This is a genomic window from Chromatium okenii, assembly GCF_002958735.1.
GTDB lineage: Bacteria > Pseudomonadota > Gammaproteobacteria > Chromatiales > Chromatiaceae > Chromatium > Chromatium okenii_A.
Genome location: NZ_PPGH01000018.1, coordinates 205803 through 226989, shown reverse-complemented (window position 1 = coordinate 226989; position 21187 = coordinate 205803). Strand labels below are relative to the sequence as shown.

Here is a 21187-nt window from a genome sequence, read left to right as displayed (position 1 = left end):
TGCCATTATTGAATGGATGATTTATGTCAGAAATTACTCCCCAGCGTATCGTCGCAGAACTCAATAAACACATCGTCGGTCAAGATGATGCCAAACGCGCAGTGGCCATTGCGCTGCGCAATCGCTGGCGACGTTCGCAAATCGCCGAACCAATGCGCTCAGAAATCACGCCGAAAAATATCCTGATGATTGGTCCGACTGGCGTGGGTAAAACCGAGATTGCGCGGCGGTTGGCGCGATTAGCCAACGCACCATTTATTAAAGTGGAAGCGACCAAGTTTACTGAGGTTGGTTATGTCGGGCGCGATGTGGAGTCGATCATCCGTGATCTTGCTGACATCGGCGTCAAGATGGCGCGAGAGCAGGAAATGATCAAACTCGCCGATCAAGCCGAAGCTGCCGCCGAGGAGCGCATTCTCGACGCACTGTTGCCGCCGCTGTCTGGTTTTGAGGAAGACAGCAACGCTTCGGTGAGCAATGCCACGCGAGAAAAATTGCGCAATAAACTTCGCGCTGGTGCGTTGGATGAACGTGAGATTGAGATTCAGGTGGCTGCTGCGCCGGTTGGGGTCGAAATCATGGCACCGCCCGGCATGGAGGAAATGTCTAATCAACTCCAAGGCTTATTTCAAAATCTCGGTCAAGGGCGCACTAAACGCCGTAAGTTGCGCATCTGCGAGGCTCGGCAATTGCTCAAAGATGAAGAAGCGGCCAAGCGCGTCAATGATGATGAATTGAAGCTGCGAGCAATTGAAAACGTTGAACAAAATGGCATCGTGTTTCTGGACGAACTGGACAAAGTCACCAAACGCGGCGAAGGCATGGCGGGCGCGGATGTGTCACGCGAAGGTGTGCAGCGCGATTTGCTGCCAATTGTCGAAGGCAGCACGGTTTCGACCAAACACGGCGCAGTGCGCACCGATCACATTTTATTTATTGCCTCGGGTGCATTTCATTTATCTAAACCCTCAGATTTAATTCCCGAATTGCAGGGACGTTTGCCGATTCGCGTTGAATTAAAAGCTCTGACCACTGAGGATTTTGTGCGCATTTTAACCGAGCCGGATGCGTCATTAACCGATCAATATCAGGCACTCTTAAAAACGGAAGGAGTGACACTTGAGTTCACCGATGATGGTATTCGACGGCTGGCAGAAATTGCATGGCAAGTGAATGAACGGACTGAAAACATTGGCGCACGGCGACTGCATACGGTGATGGAGCGATTATTAGAAGATGTGTCTTATAACGCTTCTGAATTGGATCGCGTCACGGTGACAATTAATGCGGCTTATGTCGATCAGAATTTAGCGGGATTAGCCGCTGATGAAGATTTATCGCGGTATATTCTTTAACGCAAATAAGAGCACCGCCAAACGCGGTGCTCATTCAGGATTAATTAACGTTCCCAAGGCTGCCGCACTGCGCGATCACGACCATCAAAAGAATCTGGATTGCCGTGCCAGCGATCATTATAACGATCATTATCTGGTTGAAACCGGTCGCCACGATCATTATCGCGCATTGCTCTTTTCAATCGCCGATCAATGCGATCCAATCGTGAATCCAATACTTGCTGCCGTTCCATCCGCGATGCACCAGAATCACGCAAACTTCCTGCTATTTTTCGTAATTCGCGTTGTTCACGGCGAAAATCCTGCGCTTCGTGGCGCGTCAATGCCCCAGTTTCAAGACCGCGTTCAATCATCATCTGTTGACGTTCAATTCGATCACGAATGCCCTCTGCCTGCGCCGGCAACGTTGCAATTAGCCCGACCGCAGCTAACAATAATGCCGTCATGGTTTTTTTCATGCGCTTTGCTCCTAACAAATTGAATTATAAAAACATGCTCAACGCAAACGCGCTGGATATTGTTCAACACGCAATTGATCGTACCACAATTGCTTGCTGGCAATTCAGACCGCAGCCAGTTGATCGAGTAATGCAAATAACGCTGTTTCCATTTCTGCATAACAGACTGCATCTGCTGCCAATAACTGCGCTTCGGTTTGCACGAAACGCGCTGGCTGCAATTCATCAGCACAATGCGCAACAATTGCAGCAACAGTTGCGGGCGTCGATTCGAGATGACATTGCAAACCAATCACCCGCTCGCCGTATTGAAAAATCTGTTGTTCACACGCAGCACTGCGGCGATTTGAATGGCATTTTGTGGCAATTCAAAGGTATCGCCATGCCAGTGAAATACTGGCAATGTCGGTGGCATTCTGTTGAATAAGTGCGCCTGTTTTCCTGCGGCGGTTAATTCAATTGGAAACCAACCAATTTCTTTAACAGGATTGCGCCGGACTTGTGCTCCCAATGCGGCGGCGATCAATTGCGCACCTAAACACACGCCAACCACCGTTTTATTCGCAGCAATTGCCGCAGCGATCAATTGTTTTTCTACCGCTAACCAAGGATAAAGTGCCTCATCATTCACACTCATTGGTCCGCCCATGATCACCAGCCAATCAAACGTTGATAATTCTGGAACTGCTGCGCAGTGTAGAATGGTGTTAAATTCAATGTATGACCACGCTGCGCTGCCCAATCCGCAATTGCGGCAGGGTCTTCAAAAGGAACATGCGTAAACGCTTGGATTTGCATAATGAACAGCCTCAAATAAAATACCACTGATAACTTGAACTAATTTGGTTGCAGCTTCTATACTGTTTTACCCTTTCCACTATTCAATTGTGCGACTTGATTTTTATGTTTCAACATCAGCAATCCACCGTGTCATTTGGCGAACGTCTATTTGTCGCATTACAACATCTGCTTCCGCAACATCAGTTGTCATTATTGATGCACCGGCTGGCGCGAGTGCGATGGAAACCGCTAAAATCGTTGTTAATTCAAAACTTTGCGCGGATTTACCGTATTGAAATGTCGCTGGCAGTGGAACCGAATTTAGCTGCGTATCCGCATTTCAACGCTTTTTTTACCCGTGCTCTGCGTCCCGAAGTACGTCCGCTCGATTCCGATCCGCGAGCAGTGTTATGTCCAGTAGACGGCGCAATCAGTCAAATTGGGCGAATTAACGCTGGGCGCGTGATTCAAGCAAAAGGACAGGATTATGCCGTTGCCGAATTGCTGGGCTTGACGGCAGCGCAAGCGGCGACATTTGAGGGTGGCAGTTTCATTACAATCTATCTCTCGCCGCGTGATTATCATCGAATTCACATGCCGCTGGCTGGTGCATTAACTGCGATGACTTATGTGCCGGGGCGTTTATTCAGCGTCAATCACAGCACGGCAAAATTGGTTTCGGGATTATTTGCACGCAATGAGCGCGTGGTGTGTCACTTTGACACTGCGACGACGGAACTGGCGCTGGTATTGGTCGGCGCGATTTTTGTCGGTGGAATTGAAACGGTATGGGCTGGCGAAATCACACCGCCGCATTCGGGTCGCGTGTTACAACGCTGGGATTATGCGACCTCGCCGCTGGCGTTGGAACGCGGCGCAGAAATGGGACGTTTCAATCTCGGTTCTACCGTTATTCTGCTGCTGCCTCCGAACGCAGTGACTTGGGAAAGCGGATTGACCGCTGGTGATTCGGTACGTTTAGGACAACGTTTAGGTCGGCTGAGTTGAGGATCGCTGGGTGTTTGACCACGCCTTGCCGATCCCCAAATGGGTAAGTAACAGCTTGCAATAATCTATACATATCTACTATAATCTATTCTTATGGAAAAGAAATGAGTAAAGATAGGTGAAGCGGCAAAAATTTGGGAAACGTGTCTAAATACATTGCGTCGATGGGAGCGTCGGGCGAATGAGTCCCAACGCAAAAAACGCAAGGTGGAACACGTTACTACAGCGTTGCCAAATTGATGAACGTAGGTGAAATACGGTGTGTTACGCTCGTGTTTCAAGTCACGACCAAAAAGAAGATTTGCCGGCTACGTTGAATAAATTTTAGATGTGTTGATTGAGATTAGAAACCATGTTACTGGCACACAAAATTGAATTGCGCCCCACACCTGAACAGATGGTGTATTTGGATCAAGCCTGTGGCTCCAAACGCCATTGCTATAATCAATTGCTCGCGCATTTTTCAAAGCCAGAAAATAAATGGTCAAAAAACGAAGCATATCGGCATTACATTAACGTACTTCGTAAAGAATTTGACTGGTACAACGAAGTTTCCAGTCGTGTCACCCGCAATGCAATTGATGATTTAGATAACGCTTTTAAGCACTTTTTCAGGCGCGTCAAAGCCAAACAAAAAGCAGGTTTTCCACGCTTCAAAAAGAAAGATTTGCGTGATAGTTTTGCGTTGCGTGAATCGGCTAAATTTGATGTTATCGGTCGTGAATTGCGGATTGAAAAACTCAAAACTAAAATTGAACTGCGTCAACCGTTACGTTTTCAAGGCATCGCAAAACAAGTCACGATTTCTAAACGCGCTGGAAAGTATTTTGCTTCAATTTTAGTTGAAACAGAAGACTACAATCCCACGATGTTGATCGCCAACACTCAGTTGGTGTTGATTTTGGTATCAAATCACTTGCCGTTTTAAGCATAGGTAAAGTGTTTTCTGCCAATCAAAAGTTGAAAGCCAGTTTGAAAAAGTTGGTAAAACTTCAACGCAATTTAACCAAGAAAGTGCAGTGGTCAAACCGTCGAGCGAAAGCCAAGCTGGCAATTGTAAAACTTCATTTTCGTATTGCACGACAACGACAAGCCTTGTTGCATGAATTGTCGGATTATCTGACTAAAAACTTTGACGTGATTACGATTGAAGATTTAAACGTTAAAGGCATGTTAAAAAATCGAAAACTCAGTCGCGCTATCAGCGATGCTGGTGTTGGTTATTTACGGCAGATGATTGAATACAAGGCTCAATTGAGAAATTGTGTCGTTGTTGTCGCAAATCGATTTTTTCCCAGCAGTAAAACATGTTCATGTTGTGGAAAAGTTAAAACAAATTTATCACTTGCAGATCGAACTTTTACCTGTGAGTGTGGATTTAGCGCGGATAGAGATTTGAACGCCGCGCTCAATCTAAATCAATACGGTCTGGACACGTTACAGCCTGACCTTAAATGCACACCAGAGCAAAGTTAGACCATCGTTTCATCATGGCTTTTGCGTTGACGGTGTGAATATATCAAAGCTAGATTTGTACGCTTTTGTATAGATTTTGTATGGATATTTAGTAGCGGTTGCTAGATTAGCTGTCCTATTCTTCCTAATAGCGACTTACCAGTCACTGCACCAGCCGCATGTTTCACGCCATCATTGAGCGCCCAACGTTCCCTATTTCATTGAAGGTAATGACCTGATGTTTTTCCGACGTATTCGCGGGATGTTCTCGAACGATTTATCAATCGACTTGGGAACTGCCAACACTTTGATTTTCGCCCGCAATCAGGGAATTGTCCTGAATGAACCTTCAGTGGTTGCCATTCGCCATGAGCGCAGTGGCGGCGGTAAGTCGGTCGTCGCCATTGGTGAAGAAGCCAAGCAGATGCTGGGACGCACGCCGCAAAGCATTACCGCAATTCGTCCGCTGAAAGACGGCGTGATCGCTGACTTCACGGTGACTGAAAAGATGCTGCAATACTTTATTCACAAAGTGCACGAATCGCGGCTGCTGCAACCCAGTCCGCGAGTGCTGATTTGTGTGCCCTGCGGCTCCACGCAGGTCGAGCGGCGAGCGATTAAAGAATCTGCGGCAGGCGCTGGAGCGCGTGAGGTTTATTTAATTGAAGAACCGATGTCCGCCGCGATTGGCGCGGGATTACTGGTGCACGAGCCACGCGGCTGCATGGTCATTGACATCGGTGGCGGCACTTCGGAAGTCGCAGTGATTTCGCTCAACGGCATTGTTTATGCGCAATCGGTGCGCGTTGGCGGCGATACTTTTGATGACGCCATTGTCAATTACGTGCGCCGCAATTACGGCACACAAATCGGCGAAGTCACGGCCGAACGCATTAAACACACCATCGGCTCGGCATTCCCCGGCAATAAAGTCTTAGAAATTGAAGTGCGCGGACGCAGTCTCGCTGAAGGAGTGCCGCGCAGTTTCACCTTGAATAGCAATGAGATTTTAGAGGCACTGCAAGAACCGCTGGCGATGATCGTCCACGCCGTCAAGATGGCGCTGGAGCAAACACCGCCTGAACTCGGTTCCGATGTTGCCGAGCGCGGTATTGTGTTAACCGGCGGCGGAGCGTTGCTGCGCGATTTTGATCGGTTGATTGAAGAGGAAACGGGATTGCCCGCGCTGCTGGCAGAAGACCCGTTAACCTGCGTGGCGCGTGGTGGCGGCAAGGCATTGGATATGTTGGATGCACGAGACAGTGGTTTATTTGTCATGGAATAACGCAGCGGGCGCTGGGTTTGACCGTCAACACGATGAACGCTTTTTTTGAGGAATGCTGCTATCAAACCGCTGTTTGTTCGTGGTCCCTCTGCCACATTTCGCGTGATCATGGCGGTGATGCTGGCGCTGGGCTTGATGGTCGCAGATCACCGTTTTCATCATCTGGATGTCGTGCGGTCAACTCTCGAAGTGGTGATTTATCCGATGCAATATGTTGCGAGTCTGCCTGCGCAATGGCTGCGTTCAGCGCAGGGACATTTGGATAATGAAGTTGAGTTGCGCCGCGCTAACGATGATTTGCAGCATGAAAATCTCGTGCTGAAAGGACGGTTGCAGCAGTTTGAATCATTGCGGGCAGAGAATATGCGGCTGCGTGATTTGCTTGGTTCTTCATTCGATGTTGGCGAGCGGGTATTAATCGCCGAAATTCTCGCCATTGACCTCGATCCCTATCGCCAGCAAGTCATCATCAATAAAGGCACCAATTCCGGCGTATTTGTCGGACAACCGGTATTGGATGCGCAGGCAGTGATGGGACAAGTGATTCGCACCAACGCGCTGTCATCAACGGTGTTGCTGATTACCGACGCGAACCATGCACTGCCGGTAGAAGACAATCGCAACGGATTGCGCACCATCGCTGCGGGCAAAGGACCAAGCCAAGAACTTGAACTGCTTTACATTCCCAAAAATGCTGACATTCGTGCGGGCGATTTAATGGTGACTTCCGGCATGGACGAACGCTTTCCGCCCGGCTATCCCGTAGCGCGAGTCAAAACAGTGCGCCAAGACCCAGATAATCCGTTTACGACCGTGATTGCTGAACCCACTGCGCGGTTGGATCGCAGCCGCGAAGTGCTGCTGGTGTGGTCGCTCAATCTCAATCCGGTTCCGCCGACCACTCCGCCAGCACTTGCGGTCGATGCGCCAGCGCCAGCTGGCAATCATTGATGATTTCCCAGCAATCCATGCGTTGGATGGTTTTAATCAGCCTGATGTTGGCACTGTTTTTAACGATTGTGCCGCTGCCGCCCGTATGGGACGACTGGCGTCCGCAATGGGTAACGCTGCTGCTGATTTTTTGGTGCCTGACACTGCCTGAACGGATCGGCGTGTTCTGGGGTTTTGGTGCGGGTTTAATGCTCGACATGTTCACCAGTGGTTTGCTGGGACAACAGGCGCTGAGTTTGTCGTTAGTGGCTTATGTCACGATCACCCTTCATGCGCGAGTGCGGTTATTTCCACGCTGGCAACAGAGCTTTTTCGTGTGGATGCTGTTGTTGGCCGAGCGGCTGCTAACCCTGTGGATTCTCGGTGCAACCGGTCAACCGATGCCAACCTTGGCGTATTGGCTACCAACGCTCGTGGGTTTGGCGTTATGGCCTTGGTTATCAAGCAGTTTAACTTGGTTAGGACAGCGCACGGGGGCGTTATGAAGCCTCAGTTGACTGTCGGCTGGCAGCAAAAGCGCGTGCACGCAGTATTGCCAACTGACCACTTCTCATGCGTTTAACCAGTTTAGAAGAGCGCCAGCGCGAGCAGCGTTTGGTGGCAAGCCGCGCCTTGGTTGCTGGGGCGGTGGTTTCTATCGGACTGCTGCTGTTGAGTCTGCGTTTGCTGCATTTGCAAGTGGATCGTCACGAACACTTCTCTGTGTTATCAATGGAAAACCGCGTTAAAATTCAACCTGTTCCGCCCACGAGAGGGCTGATTTACGACGCCAAAGGCGTGCTGCTCGCCGACAATAATCCGACCTTTTCGCTGGAAATTACCATCGAAAAAGTTGACAACCTTCCCGCCACGATTGACGCGCTGGCGCAACTGCTGCCGATTGATGCCAACGACCGCGCCCGTTTTGAACGTCTCAAGCGCCAGCGGATGCGTTTTCAAAGTGTCCCGATTCGTCTGAACCTCACGCCGAAAGAAGTCGCCCGTTTTTCCGTCAATAGCTACCGTTTTCCCGGTGTCGATGTTCGCGCCGAATTGATTCGCACCTATCCGCTGGGCGCAGCCACTGCGCATGTACTCGGTTATGTCGGACGCATCAATGAACGCGAAATGACGCAGATTGACACCAGCAGTTACGCGGGAACCCATTTCATCGGCAAGGGCGGTTTGGAAAAAGCCCACGAGGCAGTGCTGCATGGCAAAGTTGGTTATCAGCAAGTTGAAGTGAATGCGCGTGGACGGATTTTGCGCACCTTAGAAAGTACGCCGCCGATTTCGGGTCAGGACGTATTTTTGTCGCTCGATTTGGGTTTGCAAAAAGCCGCACTGGAGGCACTTGGCGACCGCCGTGGCGCAGTCGTCGCCATCAATCCGCGTGACGGCAGCGTGTTGGCAATGGTCAGCAACCCCAGTTTTGATCCCAATCTGTTTGTTGAGGGCATTAGCGGCAAGGATTACAACGCACTGCTGCATTCACCCGACAAGCCGCTGTTTGACCGCGCCGCTCGTGGCCAATATCCGCCCGGCTCCACCGTCAAACCATTTATCGGGCTGGGCGGGCTGGCAACCGGCTTTACCAGCGCCCACAAAACCGTGTTCTGCTCCGGCGCATTCACCTTGCCCGGACAAAGTCATCGTTTTCGGTGCTGGCGCAAAGGCGGTCATGGCACAGTGGATTTGAGTGCCGCAATCACTGAATCCTGCGATGTTTATTTCTATTCACTGGCAAATCAAATGGGCATTGATCGGCTGCATGATTTTCTCAGTCAATTCAGTTTTGGCAGCCGCACTGGAATTGATGTCTCTGGTGAATTAGCAGGTTTATTGCCATCGCGGGAATGGAAACAACGGGTGCGGCGACAAACATGGTATCCGGGCGAAACGCTAATTGTCGGAATTGGTCAAGGCTCTTTTTAGCCACGCCATTGCAATTAGCCGTCGCCACCGCAGCAATGGCAAATCGTGGGCATTTCATTCAACCGCGTTTAGCACGAGCCAGTCGTTTTCCCGGCGCAGAGAGCGAAACATTATTTCCGATTATTTCACGGCAAATTAACGTTGGTGATTCCCACTATTGGAATCAAGTCATTGCAGCCATGACGCAGGTTGTTGAAAGTCCACGCGGAACCGCTAAACGCATTCGCAGTTCTGAATATCGTATTGCAGGAAAAACCGGCACATCGCAGGTTTTTACACTCGGACAAAAGCAAACCTATAACGCCGCCAAAACCCCAGAACGAATGCGCGATCACGCGCTGTTTATTGCGTTCGCACCAGTGGACGATCCACGCATTGCCGTTGCCGTGCTGGTCGAAAACGGCGGTCACGGCGGTTCGGATGCTGCACCAGTTGCTCGCCGCGTAATGGATGTGTATCTCGGCACCAAAACCACCTTGCCACCTGATGAGACCACTGATGGCGATTAAGCCTTATCGCCCAGCTCAATGCGGAAGCTGAAGCCGCAAATGTCGGATTATTTCAGCGGTTACATTTAGATGCGCCATTATTGCTGGCGCTGCTGATGCTGTGCGGTTTTGGGTTATTGGTGGTGTATAGCGCCGGCGATCAGATTTTGAAATTGTTGAACGTCAATCCGTCCGACTGCTGCTGGCATTTGGTTTAATGGGTGCAATTGCGCAGGTGCCACCGCGTATATTGCGGCAATGGTCGCTGGGACTGTATTTATTTGGCGTGGTCATGCTCATAGCAGTGCTGCTATTTGGCGACATTGGTAAAGGCGCACAACGCTGGCTTGATTTGGGCGTGCTGCGTTTTCAACCGTCGGAATTGCTCAAGCTGGCCGTGCCAATGACGATTGCGTGGCTATTATCACTGCGCCCATTGCCGCCGCGCCCCGCATGGATTTTATTAGCGGTCGTATTAACGCTCATTCCGGTGTTGTTAATTGCCAAACAACCGGATTTAGGTACGGCACTATTGGTCGTCAGTGCTGGCGTGTTAGTGATGTTCATGGCTGGATTAAGTTGGTGGATGATCGGCGGGCTGGCGCTGGTGGTCGCAGCAGTAACGCCAGTCATTTGGTTTTTAATGCACGATTATCAACGCAATCGCATCTTTACTTTTTTAAATCCAGAATCCGATCCGCTGGGTACCGGCTATCACATTATTCAATCGCAAATTGCGATTGGTTCCGGCGGTATTTCTGGCAAAGGCTGGTTGAATGGAACGCAATCACATTTAGAATTTTTACCGGAACGGCATACCGATTTTATTTTTGCAGTGATCGGTGAAGAATTTGGTTTTGCGGGAATTTTAGCGTTGTTGGCGCTGTATCTATTTATTATTATGCGCGGATTATTAATTGCCGTGCGCAGTCAAGACAATTACGGAAGGTTATTGGCTGGCGGATTAACGCTAGTATTTTTTGTTTATGTGTTTGTGAATACCGGCATGGTGACAGGTTTATTGCCAGTGGTCGGCGTTCCATTGCCGCTTATTAGTTACGGTGGAACCTCAATGGTCACATTATTAATTGGCTTCGGCATGATTATGGGCGTGGAAACGCATCTCAAAAAATCAACGCGCTAGAACTGAATTGTCACGGTTATTGCATTTTACTGGTTATTCACAACCTAAAAATGGCCAGACTACATCGTGTTTTATCATCACTTTCAATATCTTATCTCTAAATCTATTTTCCAGTCTGTCATTATTTTGACGCTGGCGCTGTTGGCTGGTTGCAGCAGCGAACCGCTGATTGACGGAATTCCGGCGCACATTGCCCGTATTCCAGACGCAGTGCCGAAGGTGGAACCGCTCGCTAAATCCGGCAATGCGCCCTCTTACGTGGTGCGTGGTCAGCAATATCATGTCAAATCAAATAGTCATGGTTATATCGAGCGCGGTCTGGCGTCGTGGTACGGCGAACCTTTTCACGGACGCAAAACCAGTTCCGGCGAAATCTACGATATGAATGGAATGAGTGCGGCGCATAAAACGTTGCCATTGCCAACTTATGCGCGAGTAACCAATCTTGCCAATAAACGCAGCATTGTGATTCGCATTAATGATCGCGGACCATTCACGAATCACGGTTAATTGATTTATCGTATACCGCCGCAGTCAAGCTCGGCGTGGATAAAAAGGGCACGGCATTGGTTGAAGTTCGAGCGATTGATCCACGTCCACCTGAAGATGAAAATGTATTTTTCGCTGCGCTTTCTAAAACCAAAGCCATTGCGCAGGCGCTGCTGCCGTGACGAATCAATTGCGATCCAATCGCGCTTATCTCGCGCTGGGTTCTAATATCAACGCTGAATACAACATTTCTCGCGCTTTAACCTTGTTGCAGCAGTTGCCGAATTGTACAGAGTGGGTGAGTTCTCATTGGTATCTAACGCGCCCATGGGGAATGACGGCACAAGCGGATTTTATTAACTTGGTGGTCGGCGTAACGACGCATTATTCTGCGCTAGAATTATTCGCAGAGATGCAGCGAATTGAATTGGCGTTGGCGCGGTGCGAGCAGAGAAAAATGGCCCGCGCACCATTGATCTTGATTTGCTGTTATTTGGCGATGCAGTACTCAATACGCCGAGGCTACAAATTCCGCATTTAGGATTAACGCAGCGTGATTTTATGTTGCTGCCGTTATTGGAAATTGCGCCAGAAGTGCAACATCCGGTATTGCGCATTCCGCTCGCTACGCTGGCACAGGATGTTATTGATCGCCAGATTATTCGGCGCTGCGACACTGAATAGAAATGACGCAGCTTTTTAGTTGTCAGTTATCAGCAGAAAACACGCTCGTCACTGACAACTGACAACTTCTTTCTAGGCGCTGGTTCCGCCGACCGTCAACGCATCAATGCGCAACGTCGGCTGCCCCACGCCAACCGGCACACTCTGCCTTCTTTGCCGCAAGTGCCCACGCCGTCATCCAGCCGCAAATCGTTCCCGATCATGCTGACGCGAGTGAGCACATCTGGGCCGTTGCCGATGAGCGTCGCGCCCTTCACCGGACGACCAATCTTTCCATTTTCAATGAGATAGGCTTCGCTGGCGGAAAACACGAATTTCCCCGAAGTGATGTCCACCTGACCGCCGCCGAAGTTGGCGGCATACAGCCCGTGCTCCACCGACGCGATGATTTCAGCGGGATCATGGCTGCCCGCGAGCATGTAGGTGTTGGTCATGCGCGGCATCGGCAAATGCGCATAGGATTCGCGCCGCCGTTGCCGGTGGACACCGTGCCCGTGAGCCGAGCGTTGAGTTTGTCCTGCATGTAGCCGCACAAAATTCCGTCTTCAATCAACACGTGTGCTGGGTCAACGTTCCCTCGTCGTCCATCGTGAGCGAACCGCGTCGCTCCGGCAGTGTGCCGTCATCAACGACGGTCACGCCCGCTGCGACCCGTTCGCCGATGCGCCCAGCAAATGCCGAACTGCCTTTGCGATTGAAATCACCTTCCAAACCGTGCCCAACTGCTTCGTGCAAGCAACACGCCGGCCAGCCAGAACCGAGCACCACCGTCATCGTGCCGCGGGCGCGTCTTCGGCATCCAGATTCACCAGCGCCAGCCGCACTGCTTCACGCGCATAGTTAAGCGCCCGTTCCTCGGCGAGGAAATAACCCAAATCGGTACGCGCTCCGCCGCCACTCGCGCCCTGCTCGCGGCGTCCGTCCTGCTCCACAATCACACTCACATTCAGGCGAATCAGCGGACGAATATCGGCATTCAATTGTCCATCGTCACCGAGCACCAGCACCGTGTCCTGCGCTGCCGCCAAACTCGCGGACACTTCACACACTCGCGGATCAAGCCGCCGCGCCTCCGCATTCACCTGATGCAATAACGCGACTTTTTCCATATCGCCGAGCGTGTCAATCGGATTGTTTGATCCGTAAAGCTGGCGCTGCGGCTGCGCCGAGCGAATACGCACCTGCGCCGATTGACCGCCACTGACGATGGAGCGCGCTGCCTGCGCTGCCTGCAACAGCATTGAAAATTCCAATTCATCGGAATACGCAAAGCCGGTTTTTTCACCGCTGACTGCGCGTAAACCCGCGCCCTTTTCAATACTGAAATTGCCGTCTTTAATAATGCCGTCTTCCAGCAGCCAAGATTGCAAACGACTGGATTGAAAATAGATGTCGGCAGCATCCACTGCCGAATTGGTTAAGCATTCCAATAGCTGTTCCAAACTGGAATCGGTCAAACCGGCTGGAGTCAAAATCGTGTCTCGCGCAATCGTGATCGGGTCATTCATCTAAAAATAGTCTCGGTGTGAGGAGCAAAAGTGCTGGGCAGAATGATGAGCAGTTTAGCGATGTTGGGCGTTGAGAAATGCCGTCAATTTGTTGTGTCAACGCGACTGGATTCGTGCTCAGTTTCCACGTTGGCGCAACGATCAACCCCGTGCTAACGTTGATCGGTCTTCATTTCATTGGTCAGTATTGTTAATCACTATATGCCGCATTTTACGACCGTCGGCATCATTGCCAAATCAGGCGACCCGCTGCCGGTGCGCAGCACGCTCAACCGACTCGACACCCATCTGCGTTCATACGCACTGGAGCGACTGTTTGATGCCGAAAGTGCCCGCCTGCTCGACGTACCGCCCACCACTACTGCATCACTTCCCGAACTTGCCGAACGCTGCGATCTCATCATCGTCGTGGGCGGTGATGGAACGCTGTTACAGGCAGCGCGGGAAACGGCAGCGCACGGCGTTCCGCTGCTCGGCATCAATCTCGGTCGGCTGGGTTTTCTGGTCGATGTCTCGCCCGAACACATTGAAACCGTGATTGATCAAATACTTGCCGGTGATTATCAAGCAGAAACGCGCAGCCTGCTGCGAGCGACGGTGATGACCGAACAGGGCGCTGGGCACACGGCAACGGCGTTCAACGATGTCGCCATTCATAAATGGAACACGGCGCGAATGATTGAATTTGAAACCTATCTTGATGGCGTGTTTATCAACGCCCAGCGTTCGGACGGGTTGATTGTTGCCACGCCAACCGGCTCCACCGCTTATGCGTTATCCGGCGGCGGTCCGCTGGTTGATCCGGCACTGGATGCGACTCTGCTCGTGCCGATTTGTCCCCACGATCTCAGCCAGCGCCCGCTGGTGATTCCTGCCGACCGCCGCGTCGATGTGCGTATTTGTGAATTAAATCAACAACAAGTGCAAATCACCTGCGACGGACAAACTGCGCTACCGCTGCCGGTGGATGCGTGGATTCGCATTGAGCGCGATTCCCATCGTGTGCGGCTGCTGCATCCAATCGGTCACAACCATTATCAAATCATGCGGGCCAAACTGCACTGGGGCGGGCCTCATGCCGCCATGCGAGCGCCAGCATGTTGACGCAATTACAAGTCCGCGATCTCGCCATCGTCAGCGAGCTGGAACTCGAATGCGCGGCGGGCATGACCGCGCTCACCGGCGAAACCGGCGCGGGAAATCCATTTTGATCGACGCGCTCAGTCTCGCGCTGGGCGACAAAGCTGAAGTCAGCATGATTCGTGCTGGCAGTGAACGCGCTGAAATCATTGCGATTTTCGACCTCAGCGCCAGCACTGAAGCGCGGGACTGGTTGCTGGCGCAGGAATTCGCCGATGATGAGCCGGAATGCGTGTTGCGCCGCGTGATTGTGCGCGAAGGACGGTCTCGCGCTTACATCAACGGACGCGCTGCAACCGGCGCTCAGTTGCGCGAACTCGGCAATCTGCTGGTCGATATTCACGGGCAACACGCGCATCAATCGCTGCTGCGCCCGATTGCCCAGCGCGATTTGCTCGACGCTTACGGCGACCATTTGCCGCTGGCGGGCGCAGTCGCTGGCGCATTTCGAGAATTTCACAAAATCGATCAACAGCTTAAAGCACTAGAAGCTGCCTGTGTGGAACGCGCTTCTCGCTTGGAATTGCTGCGGTTTCAGGTGCAGGAATTGGACGCGCTTGGCATGACTGCGGTTGAAATCGAGGCGCTCGATCAAGAGCAGCGGCGGTTGAGTCATCTCGGTCGTTTGCAGGAAACCGCAGCTCGCGTGTTGCAGCTGCTCGCAGAAACCGAGCCATCGCTGGAGGATCATCTGCGCGGCGCGACTGCCGACATTGCGGAATTGGCAGTGATTGACGCCGGATTGAGCGCCAGCCGCGAATTGCTCGAAACGGCGACGATTCACGTCGGCGAGGCAGCCGCCAGTTTGCGCCACTATCTCGACGGACTTGATCTTGATCCGGCGGCGCTGGCAGCGGTCGAAATCCGGCTGGCGCAGGTGCATGATTTAGGTCGGAAATATCGCGTATTCCGGTGCAATTGCCCGATGCGTTGGAAAACCGCCGCGCCGAATTGATCGCGCTGGAGCAGGCGGATGTGACGTTGGGCGATTTACACGCTGCCCGCGACGCAGCATGGCAACGGTTTCTCACGCTGGCGCAGCAGTTGAGCGCCGCTCGCGCAGTCACTGCCGAACGTCTGACGGCAACCGTCACTGCGCGATGCAGCAGCTCGGCATGGTCGGCGGACGATTTGCGGTAGACATTGAACCGCTGGCGCTGGAACGGGCGAACGGCGGCGGTTTGGACGGCTGAATTTTCTGGTCAGTGCCAATCCCGGACAGCCGCTGCAATCGCTGATTAAGGTCGCATCCGGTGGTGAATTGTCGCGGATTAGCCTTGGAATTCAAGTTGCTACTGCAGAATGCGGACGCATTCCGACGCTGGTGTTCGATGAAGTCGATGTTGGAATCGGCGGCGGCGTGGCGGAAATCGTCGGGCGCTTATTGCGACGGCTGGGCGCAGCGCGGCAGGTGCTGTGCGTGACGCATTTGCCGCAGGTCGCTGCGCAAGCGCATTGGCAATTGCGGGTGCGTAAAGAAGCAATTGATGGTCATACATACACGCGAATTGAACCCTTAAATGAAACGCGCGAATTGATGAAATTGCGCGAATGCTCGGCGGTACAGAAATCACCGTTCGCACTCGTGATCACGCCAGTGAAATGCTGAATTGGCGGCAGGGTTAAATGCAATACAACAGGAATTGAAATCAAGATGAATAACATTCGCATTGCGGTTGCTGGCGTTGGCGGACGAATGGGACGCACGCTCGTTCAGGCCGTCACCGAAACCACAGGTTTAACGCTCGGCGCAGCAACTGAACGCGCTGACAGTTCGCTGCTCGGCGCAGATGCCGGTGAACTTGCCGGAGTGGGGCGGTTGGGCGTGACCGTGGTCGCAGATTTGGCGACGTGAGCGCCGATTTTGACGTGCTGATTGATTTCACTGCGCCGGTTGCCACGCTCGCCATTTGGATTGTTGCCATCGCGCCGGAAAGCGCATGGTTATTGGCACGACGGGCTTAAATGACGCACAACGCGCCGCAATTTCAGCAGTGGCAGCCAACATCGGCATCGTGTTTGCGCCAAATATGAGCGTCGGTGTCAACCTGTGTTTCAAATTGCTGGACATCGCGGCGCGAGTGCTCGGCGACGAAGTGGATATTGAAATTATTGAAGCACATCATCGACATAAGGTTGACGCGCCGTCAGGAACTGCGCTGCACATGGGCGAAGTGATCGCCGCAGCGTTGGGGCGCGATCTCAATAAAGTAGCCGTGTATGGGCGCGAAGGACAGACCGGCGAACGACGCCAAACCATTGGTTTTGAAACGATTCGTGCTGGCGATGTCGTCGGCGAGCACAGCGTCTGGTTTGCGGCAGATGGCGAGCGGGTGGAAATTGCGCATAAAGCCTCCAGCCGAATGAACTTTGCGCGGGGAGCGGTTCGTGCTGCCGGTTGGATTGCTAAACAAGAATGCGGGTTATTCGATATGCAAGATGTCTTGGGATTGCGCTCGTATTAAATGCTGATTAAAACCTATTGCCATTAAAACCCATCGCCAATCCATGTCACCCATTCCACCATTTCCCATTCACGGCATTCGCCCGACATTAAAAGAATTGATTGCCTTGCGCGAACAAGCGCGGCTGCTTGATCTCGCGCCGCGTGGTCGCGTACTCGCCACGCGCAGCGGCGGGCATTTATCGCGGTTTCGTGGGCGCGGCATGGCGTTTGAAGAATCAAGGGTTTATCAGCCCGGCGACGATCCGCGTCGCATGGATTGGCGCGTCACGGCGCGAACCGGCACGCCGCACATCAAATTATTTCAGGAAGAGCGCGAGCGTCCGGTCTGGCTGCTCGTCGATCAAAGTGCGTCGATGCGTTTCGGCAGCCGCGTCGCGTTCAAATCGGTCATCGCAGCGCAGGCAGCAGCACTGCTCGGCTGGGCAGCAGTGGATCGTGGCGACTGCGTTGGCGGATTGGTGTTCGATGAAACCCATTATTTACAACAACATCCGCGCACCCGCAGCGCGGGATTATTGCCGTTGTTGGAGCGCCTGAGCACTGCGCCAGCGCCGTCCGAACGCAGCGGTTGTCCATCGCTGCCTCATGCCGCAATGCGCCTGTGTCGTCATTTGCGCCCCGGCAGTTTGATCGCAGTGATTAGCGATTTTGCCGGCATTCAGCGCGAACAGAGCGGCTGGCTGGCGCGACTGGCGACGGGTCAGGAACTGCTGTTGATTATGGTGAGCGACCCGCTGGAAGCAGAACCACCGCCGCCCGGCCAATATCCCGTGACCGACGGGCAACGCTGGCAGCGACTGAATTTAACCAATGAGAAACAACGCATTGTTTATCAAAGCGTGTTTCAACAACGCCTCGAAACCGTGCAGCGTTTGGCGCATCGGCATCACGCCCATTTATTGCGTTTGACCACGCCGCAGCCGGTGGGCGCGGCGCTGGCGCAGGGGCTCGGTGCACGACTCAGCGTCATGCCCGGTTGGATGCCGCGATGACCACGCCCGCAGTTCCGCTCAATCTGCGCGATTGGCATTTGCCTGATCCAGTGTCGTGGTGGCCGCCAGCGCCCGGCTGGTGGCTGCTCGGCGGAATCGTGCTGCTGACGTTACTGCTGTTTTATCTCGGCTGGCGGTGGTGGCGGAATCGCGCCAGCACTCGTGCGGCACTGCGCCAGCTCGCCGCGCTGCAAACCATTCTCGCGGCAGATGGCGATGTGCGGCAATTTGCGATTGGCGTGTCGCAACTGCTGCGCCGCTTGGCATTAACGCGCTTTCCACCCTTTGAAGTCGCCGGCTTGACCGGAACCGCTTGGCTGGCATTTCTCGATGCGACTGGTGGCAATGGCGGATTTACCGGCAGCGCTGCCGGACATTTACTGATTGAAGCTGCGTATCGAACCGACGCAACCGGCGATCCTGAACCATTGCGCCAGCTCGCCGCAGCGTGGATTCGGCAATCTCGGAAATCGCCACGATGATCACGTTTGAATGGCCGTGGATGTTGCTGGCATTACCGCTGCCGTTGCTGGCGCGACTATTACCACCAGCGCCGTCGTCCATTGGCGCGGCGTTGCACTTGCCGTTGATGGCGGAATTGCCGCTGGCAGCAGATGCGCCAGCAGTTCGCCCACATTGGCAACATCTGCTGATTGCAGTAGCAGCGTGGACGCTGTTGGTCATCGCGGCGGCGCGTCCGCAATGGCTGGGCGAGCCGATTGGTTTGCCGGTTGCTGGGCGCGATTTGATGTTGGCGCTCGATATTTCCGGCAGCATGGAGCAGGAGGATTACGAAGTGAACGGGCGAGCGGTATCGCGGCTGGCCGCAGTGCAGGCAGTGGCGACGCGGTTTGTGGAGCGCCGCAATCAGGATCGGCTGGGATTGATTGTGTTTGGCAGTCAAGCGTATGTGCAGACGCCACTGACCTTTGACGGCGCAACAGTGGCGACCATGCTCAATGAAGCAGTGATTGGATTGGCGGGGCGCGAAACCGCAATTGGTGACGCGATTGCGTTGGCGATCAAACGGTTGCGCGAGCAACCCGATGGGCAACGGGTGCTGATTTTGCTGACTGACGGACAAAACACTGCCGGAACGCTCGCGCCATTGGATGCCGCCAAACTCGCCGCTCAAGCCGGAGTCCGCATTCACACCATCGGCATCGGCGGCGGCGAAGTTGGCATTCGTACTCCATTCGGAATGCGGCTGCTGCGGCAAGGCAGCGATTTTGATCCGGCGACGCTCAAGCAGATTGCGGAATTGACTGGCGGACAATTTTTCACTGCAACCAACCGCGAGCAGTTGGAGGCGGTTTACGCCCAGCTCGATCAACTGGAACCGAATGAACGCGATCAACGCACTTTTCGCCCGCAACGTGAGTTATTCGTCTGGCCAGCCGCAGGCGCGTTGTTATTGACGGTTGGGCTGGCGCTGGCAGCACTGAGGCAGCAACGATGAAATGGATAATCGCCGTGATTGCGGCACTGACGGCGTGGCGGTTGAGCATCGCGGCGCTGCTGCCGGTGACACAGGATGAAGCCTATTACTTTGATTGGGCGCGACATTTGGCGTGGGGTTATTTCGACCATCCGCCGGGCGTGGCGCTGCTCGGCGTGACAACTTGGTTGGAATCGGGTTCGGCATTTGCGGCGCGGCTCGGTGGAATCAGCGCCGGATTGATCACGCTGCTGGTGCTGGCGCGGTTTTATCGCCGGTGCGGTTTGAGCGATGCGCGGGATGTGGCGCTGGCGCTGCTGCTGGCAGGAACGACATTGATCGGCTTGATCGGCGGCGTCATCACCACGCCAGATACGGCATTGATGCTGGGCTGGGCGCTGGCGTTGCACGAAAGCGAGCGGGCGCTGGCGGGTGATCGACGACGCTGGTTGACGGCGGGCGCAGCGATTGGGCTGGGGCTGCTCGGCAAATACACGATGGTGTTGATCGGTCCGGTGGTGCTGTGGGCGATTGTCCGCAGTGATTGGCGGGCGCTGCGTACGGTTTGGCCGTATTTGGGCGCGGTGCTGGCGCTGGTGGTGTTTGCGCCGAACATCATTTGGAACGCCAATCACGACTGGTTGACGATGCGCTTTCAATTGGGTCACGGGTTATCGACTGATGTCGGCGTGGTGGCAACGTTGCCGCCAGCGGCGATGGCGCTCGGTGAACGGTTCGCCAGTGTGACCGGATATTTGGCGACGCAATTGGCATTTTGGGGCTTGATCGCGCTGGCGCTGGTGGTGCGCTTAAATTCCAGTTTCTTTGATAAATCCCCCCAACCCCCCTTTTTCCAAAGGGGGGAAAAAGAACCGCCCTCCGGTGCAAAAGGAACGCTCGAAAAGCCCCCCTTTGCAAAAGGGAGGTTGGGGGGATTTAAGCGCCACGCCCAACCGCTGTTAATTACAGCAACGCTGTTTCCATTGGGATTTTTTGCAGTCATCGCCAGCTTCAGCGCAGTAGAAGCGAATTGGCCTGCGGTGTATTTGTTGACGGCTGCGCCATTGTTGTCGGCGTGGTTGCGAAACCAGCGGCGCTGGCTGATTGGCGCAGCGTTGGCGAATGTGCTGCTGGTGACGCTGTACGCAGCTCATGCCGCGACTGGTGCGTTGCCGCTGCCGGATGCGCTGAATCGGATTTTGCGCGAGACCCACGGGTTTGCGGAGTTGGCGCAGATTGTCAGCACGCTGGATGCGCCGGTGTACGCGGATCGCTATCAAACCACGGCACTGCTGCGTTTTTATCAACCACAACAAGAGATTAGCCAGTGGCCGGAGTTGAGTCGTCCGTCAGAATATCTGCGTGGAGAAATTGCGCCGCGAGTGGAACCGGCGACGATGCAGCAGCCATTTTGGTTGGTGACACGACGGATGACGCCACCAGCGTTGACAGGTTTTGGATGCACGACAGCACGTCAGATTTTTGATTGTGCAACGCTGCCAGTGCAGGAAGCGACGGTCGCGCCTTGTTCGCAACCGTTGCACATTTGGCAGTTGTATCGTTACGAGCCATCCGCAATCTCCGTGCCTTAGACGAAAAAAAAGGCGGTATCACCGCCTTTTTCAGACCGC

General features: G+C 53.5%; 17 protein-coding genes and 6 pseudogenes. 18 read left to right on the top strand and 5 right to left on the bottom strand.

Annotation, left to right across the window (positions count from 1 at the left end; all coding sequences use genetic code 11):
- Nucleotides 1-23: 23 nt before the first annotated feature.
- Nucleotides 24-1355: an ATP-dependent protease ATPase subunit HslU gene (hslU, locus tag CXB77_RS04090; RefSeq protein WP_105072888.1), complete on the top strand. Its 1332-nt coding sequence runs from the start codon at nt 24-26 to the stop codon at nt 1353-1355.
- 44 nt (nt 1356-1399) lie between these two features.
- On the opposite strand, the gene CXB77_RS04085 is transcribed toward hslU, so the two are convergent.
- From CXB77_RS04085 to CXB77_RS21065, 4 genes are all read right to left on the bottom strand, one after another.
- Complete coding sequence (locus tag CXB77_RS04085; RefSeq protein WP_105072887.1) at nt 1400-1813, bottom strand: hypothetical protein; 414 nt, start codon at nt 1811-1813, stop codon at nt 1400-1402.
- Nucleotides 1814-1917: 104 nt separating this feature from the next.
- Nucleotides 1918-2109 (bottom strand): hypothetical protein, encoded by a 192-nt coding sequence (locus CXB77_RS21075; RefSeq protein ID WP_242445416.1) that lies wholly within the window; start codon nt 2107-2109, stop codon nt 1918-1920.
- On the bottom strand, nt 2106-2462 hold the full coding sequence (locus CXB77_RS21070; RefSeq protein ID WP_242445415.1) for a type 1 glutamine amidotransferase: 357 nt from the start codon (nt 2460-2462) through the stop codon (nt 2106-2108). Before CXB77_RS21070 ends, CXB77_RS21075 begins: the two co-directional genes overlap by 4 nt.
- A gap of 2 nt (nt 2463-2464) precedes the next feature.
- Nucleotides 2465-2611: a hypothetical protein gene (locus tag CXB77_RS21065; RefSeq protein ID WP_242445414.1), complete on the bottom strand. Its 147-nt coding sequence runs from the start codon at nt 2609-2611 to the stop codon at nt 2465-2467.
- A 105-nt stretch (nt 2612-2716) separates the two neighbouring features.
- On the opposite strand from CXB77_RS21065, the gene asd reads away from it, so the two are divergent.
- From asd to folK, 10 genes and pseudogenes are all read left to right on the top strand, one after another.
- Nucleotides 2717-3601 carry an archaetidylserine decarboxylase gene (gene asd, locus CXB77_RS04075; protein WP_105072886.1) on the top strand — a complete coding sequence of 295 codons (885 nt, stop codon included), beginning with the start codon at nt 2717-2719 and terminating at the stop codon, nt 3599-3601.
- Nucleotides 3602-3953: 352 nt separating this feature from the next.
- A complete protein-coding gene (locus tag CXB77_RS21060; RefSeq protein WP_242445413.1) occupies nt 3954-4529 on the top strand; it encodes an RNA-guided endonuclease InsQ/TnpB family protein in 576 nt (191 codons plus the stop codon).
- Nucleotides 4508-5077 carry an RNA-guided endonuclease InsQ/TnpB family protein gene (locus CXB77_RS21055; protein WP_347338050.1) on the top strand — a complete coding sequence of 190 codons (570 nt, stop codon included), beginning with the start codon at nt 4508-4510 and terminating at the stop codon, nt 5075-5077. Before CXB77_RS21060 ends, CXB77_RS21055 begins: the two co-directional genes overlap by 22 nt.
- Nucleotides 5078-5294: 217 nt before the next feature.
- Nucleotides 5295-6341, top strand: a complete 1047-nt coding sequence (locus CXB77_RS04065; RefSeq protein ID WP_105072885.1) for a rod shape-determining protein — start codon at nt 5295-5297, stop codon at nt 6339-6341.
- Nucleotides 6342-6386: 45 nt separating this feature from the next.
- The gene (mreC, locus tag CXB77_RS04060; protein WP_242445412.1) at nt 6387-7292 is read left to right on the top strand and encodes a rod shape-determining protein MreC; all 906 of its coding nucleotides are present in this window, start codon (nt 6387-6389) and stop codon (nt 7290-7292) included.
- Nucleotides 7292-7777 (top strand): rod shape-determining protein MreD, encoded by a 486-nt coding sequence (mreD, locus tag CXB77_RS04055; RefSeq protein ID WP_172452517.1) that lies wholly within the window; start codon nt 7292-7294, stop codon nt 7775-7777. The genes mreC and mreD overlap by 1 nt, the downstream gene beginning before the upstream one ends.
- Before the next feature lie 67 nt (nt 7778-7844).
- Nucleotides 7845-9715 (top strand): annotated as a pseudogene (gene mrdA, locus CXB77_RS04050) (penicillin-binding protein 2).
- A gap of 5 nt (nt 9716-9720) precedes the next feature.
- Nucleotides 9721-10838, top strand: a pseudogene (rodA, locus tag CXB77_RS04045) (rod shape-determining protein RodA).
- 66 nt (nt 10839-10904) lie between these two features.
- Complete coding sequence (locus CXB77_RS04040) at nt 10905-11348, top strand: septal ring lytic transglycosylase RlpA family protein (RefSeq protein WP_347338046.1); 444 nt, start codon at nt 10905-10907, stop codon at nt 11346-11348.
- A gap of 157 nt (nt 11349-11505) precedes the next feature.
- Nucleotides 11506-12011, top strand: a pseudogene (gene folK, locus CXB77_RS24380) (2-amino-4-hydroxy-6-hydroxymethyldihydropteridine diphosphokinase).
- Nucleotides 12012-12083: 72 nt separating this feature from the next.
- Here the strand turns inward: folK and tldD are convergent.
- Nucleotides 12084-13519 (bottom strand): annotated as a pseudogene (tldD, locus tag CXB77_RS22850) (metalloprotease TldD).
- Nucleotides 13520-13720: 201 nt separating this feature from the next.
- Here tldD and CXB77_RS04020 point away from each other — a divergent pair.
- From CXB77_RS04020 to CXB77_RS03990, 7 genes and pseudogenes are all read left to right on the top strand, one after another.
- Nucleotides 13721-14623, top strand: coding sequence for an NAD(+) kinase (locus tag CXB77_RS04020; RefSeq protein ID WP_105072881.1), 903 nt, complete (start codon nt 13721-13723; stop codon nt 14621-14623).
- Nucleotides 14617-16285, top strand: a pseudogene (recN, locus tag CXB77_RS04015) (DNA repair protein RecN). The gene CXB77_RS04020 and the pseudogene recN overlap by 7 nt, the downstream one beginning before the upstream one ends.
- A gap of 28 nt (nt 16286-16313) precedes the next feature.
- Nucleotides 16314-17124 (top strand): annotated as a pseudogene (gene dapB, locus CXB77_RS04010) (4-hydroxy-tetrahydrodipicolinate reductase).
- Nucleotides 17125-17167: 43 nt separating this feature from the next.
- On the top strand, nt 17168-18118 hold the full coding sequence (locus CXB77_RS04005; protein WP_105072880.1) for a DUF58 domain-containing protein: 951 nt from the start codon (nt 17168-17170) through the stop codon (nt 18116-18118).
- Nucleotides 18115-18600: a DUF4381 domain-containing protein gene (locus tag CXB77_RS04000; protein WP_105072879.1), complete on the top strand. Its 486-nt coding sequence runs from the start codon at nt 18115-18117 to the stop codon at nt 18598-18600. Before CXB77_RS04005 ends, CXB77_RS04000 begins: the two co-directional genes overlap by 4 nt.
- Nucleotides 18597-19577, top strand: a complete 981-nt coding sequence (locus CXB77_RS03995; RefSeq protein ID WP_105072878.1) for a VWA domain-containing protein — start codon at nt 18597-18599, stop codon at nt 19575-19577. The genes CXB77_RS04000 and CXB77_RS03995 overlap by 4 nt, the downstream gene beginning before the upstream one ends.
- On the top strand, nt 19574-21148 hold the full coding sequence (locus CXB77_RS03990; RefSeq protein WP_105072877.1) for an ArnT family glycosyltransferase: 1575 nt from the start codon (nt 19574-19576) through the stop codon (nt 21146-21148). Before CXB77_RS03995 ends, CXB77_RS03990 begins: the two co-directional genes overlap by 4 nt.
- Nucleotides 21149-21187: the final 39 nt, after the last annotated feature.

Coding starts and splice junctions, on each gene's coding strand:
- CXB77_RS21070 (WP_242445415.1), bottom strand. CDS start 2,462: ATGGGCGGACCAATGAGTGTGAATGATGAGGCACTTTATCCTTGGTTA.
- CXB77_RS04020 (WP_105072881.1), top strand. CDS start 13,721: ATGCCGCATTTTACGACCGTCGGCATCATTGCCAAATCAGGCGACCCG.
- CXB77_RS04065 (WP_105072885.1), top strand. CDS start 5,295: ATGTTTTTCCGACGTATTCGCGGGATGTTCTCGAACGATTTATCAATC.
- CXB77_RS21060 (WP_242445413.1), top strand. CDS start 3,954: ATGTTACTGGCACACAAAATTGAATTGCGCCCCACACCTGAACAGATG.
- CXB77_RS04005 (WP_105072880.1), top strand. CDS start 17,168: ATGTCACCCATTCCACCATTTCCCATTCACGGCATTCGCCCGACATTA.
- mreD (WP_172452517.1), top strand. CDS start 7,292: ATGATTTCCCAGCAATCCATGCGTTGGATGGTTTTAATCAGCCTGATG.
- hslU (WP_105072888.1), top strand. CDS start 24: ATGTCAGAAATTACTCCCCAGCGTATCGTCGCAGAACTCAATAAACAC.
- CXB77_RS21065 (WP_242445414.1), bottom strand. CDS start 2,611: ATGCAAATCCAAGCGTTTACGCATGTTCCTTTTGAAGACCCTGCCGCA.
- CXB77_RS03990 (WP_105072877.1), top strand. CDS start 19,574: ATGAAATGGATAATCGCCGTGATTGCGGCACTGACGGCGTGGCGGTTG.
- asd (WP_105072886.1), top strand. CDS start 2,717: ATGTTTCAACATCAGCAATCCACCGTGTCATTTGGCGAACGTCTATTT.
- CXB77_RS04000 (WP_105072879.1), top strand. CDS start 18,115: ATGACCACGCCCGCAGTTCCGCTCAATCTGCGCGATTGGCATTTGCCT.
- CXB77_RS04085 (WP_105072887.1), bottom strand. CDS start 1,813: ATGAAAAAAACCATGACGGCATTATTGTTAGCTGCGGTCGGGCTAATT.
- CXB77_RS03995 (WP_105072878.1), top strand. CDS start 18,597: ATGATCACGTTTGAATGGCCGTGGATGTTGCTGGCATTACCGCTGCCG.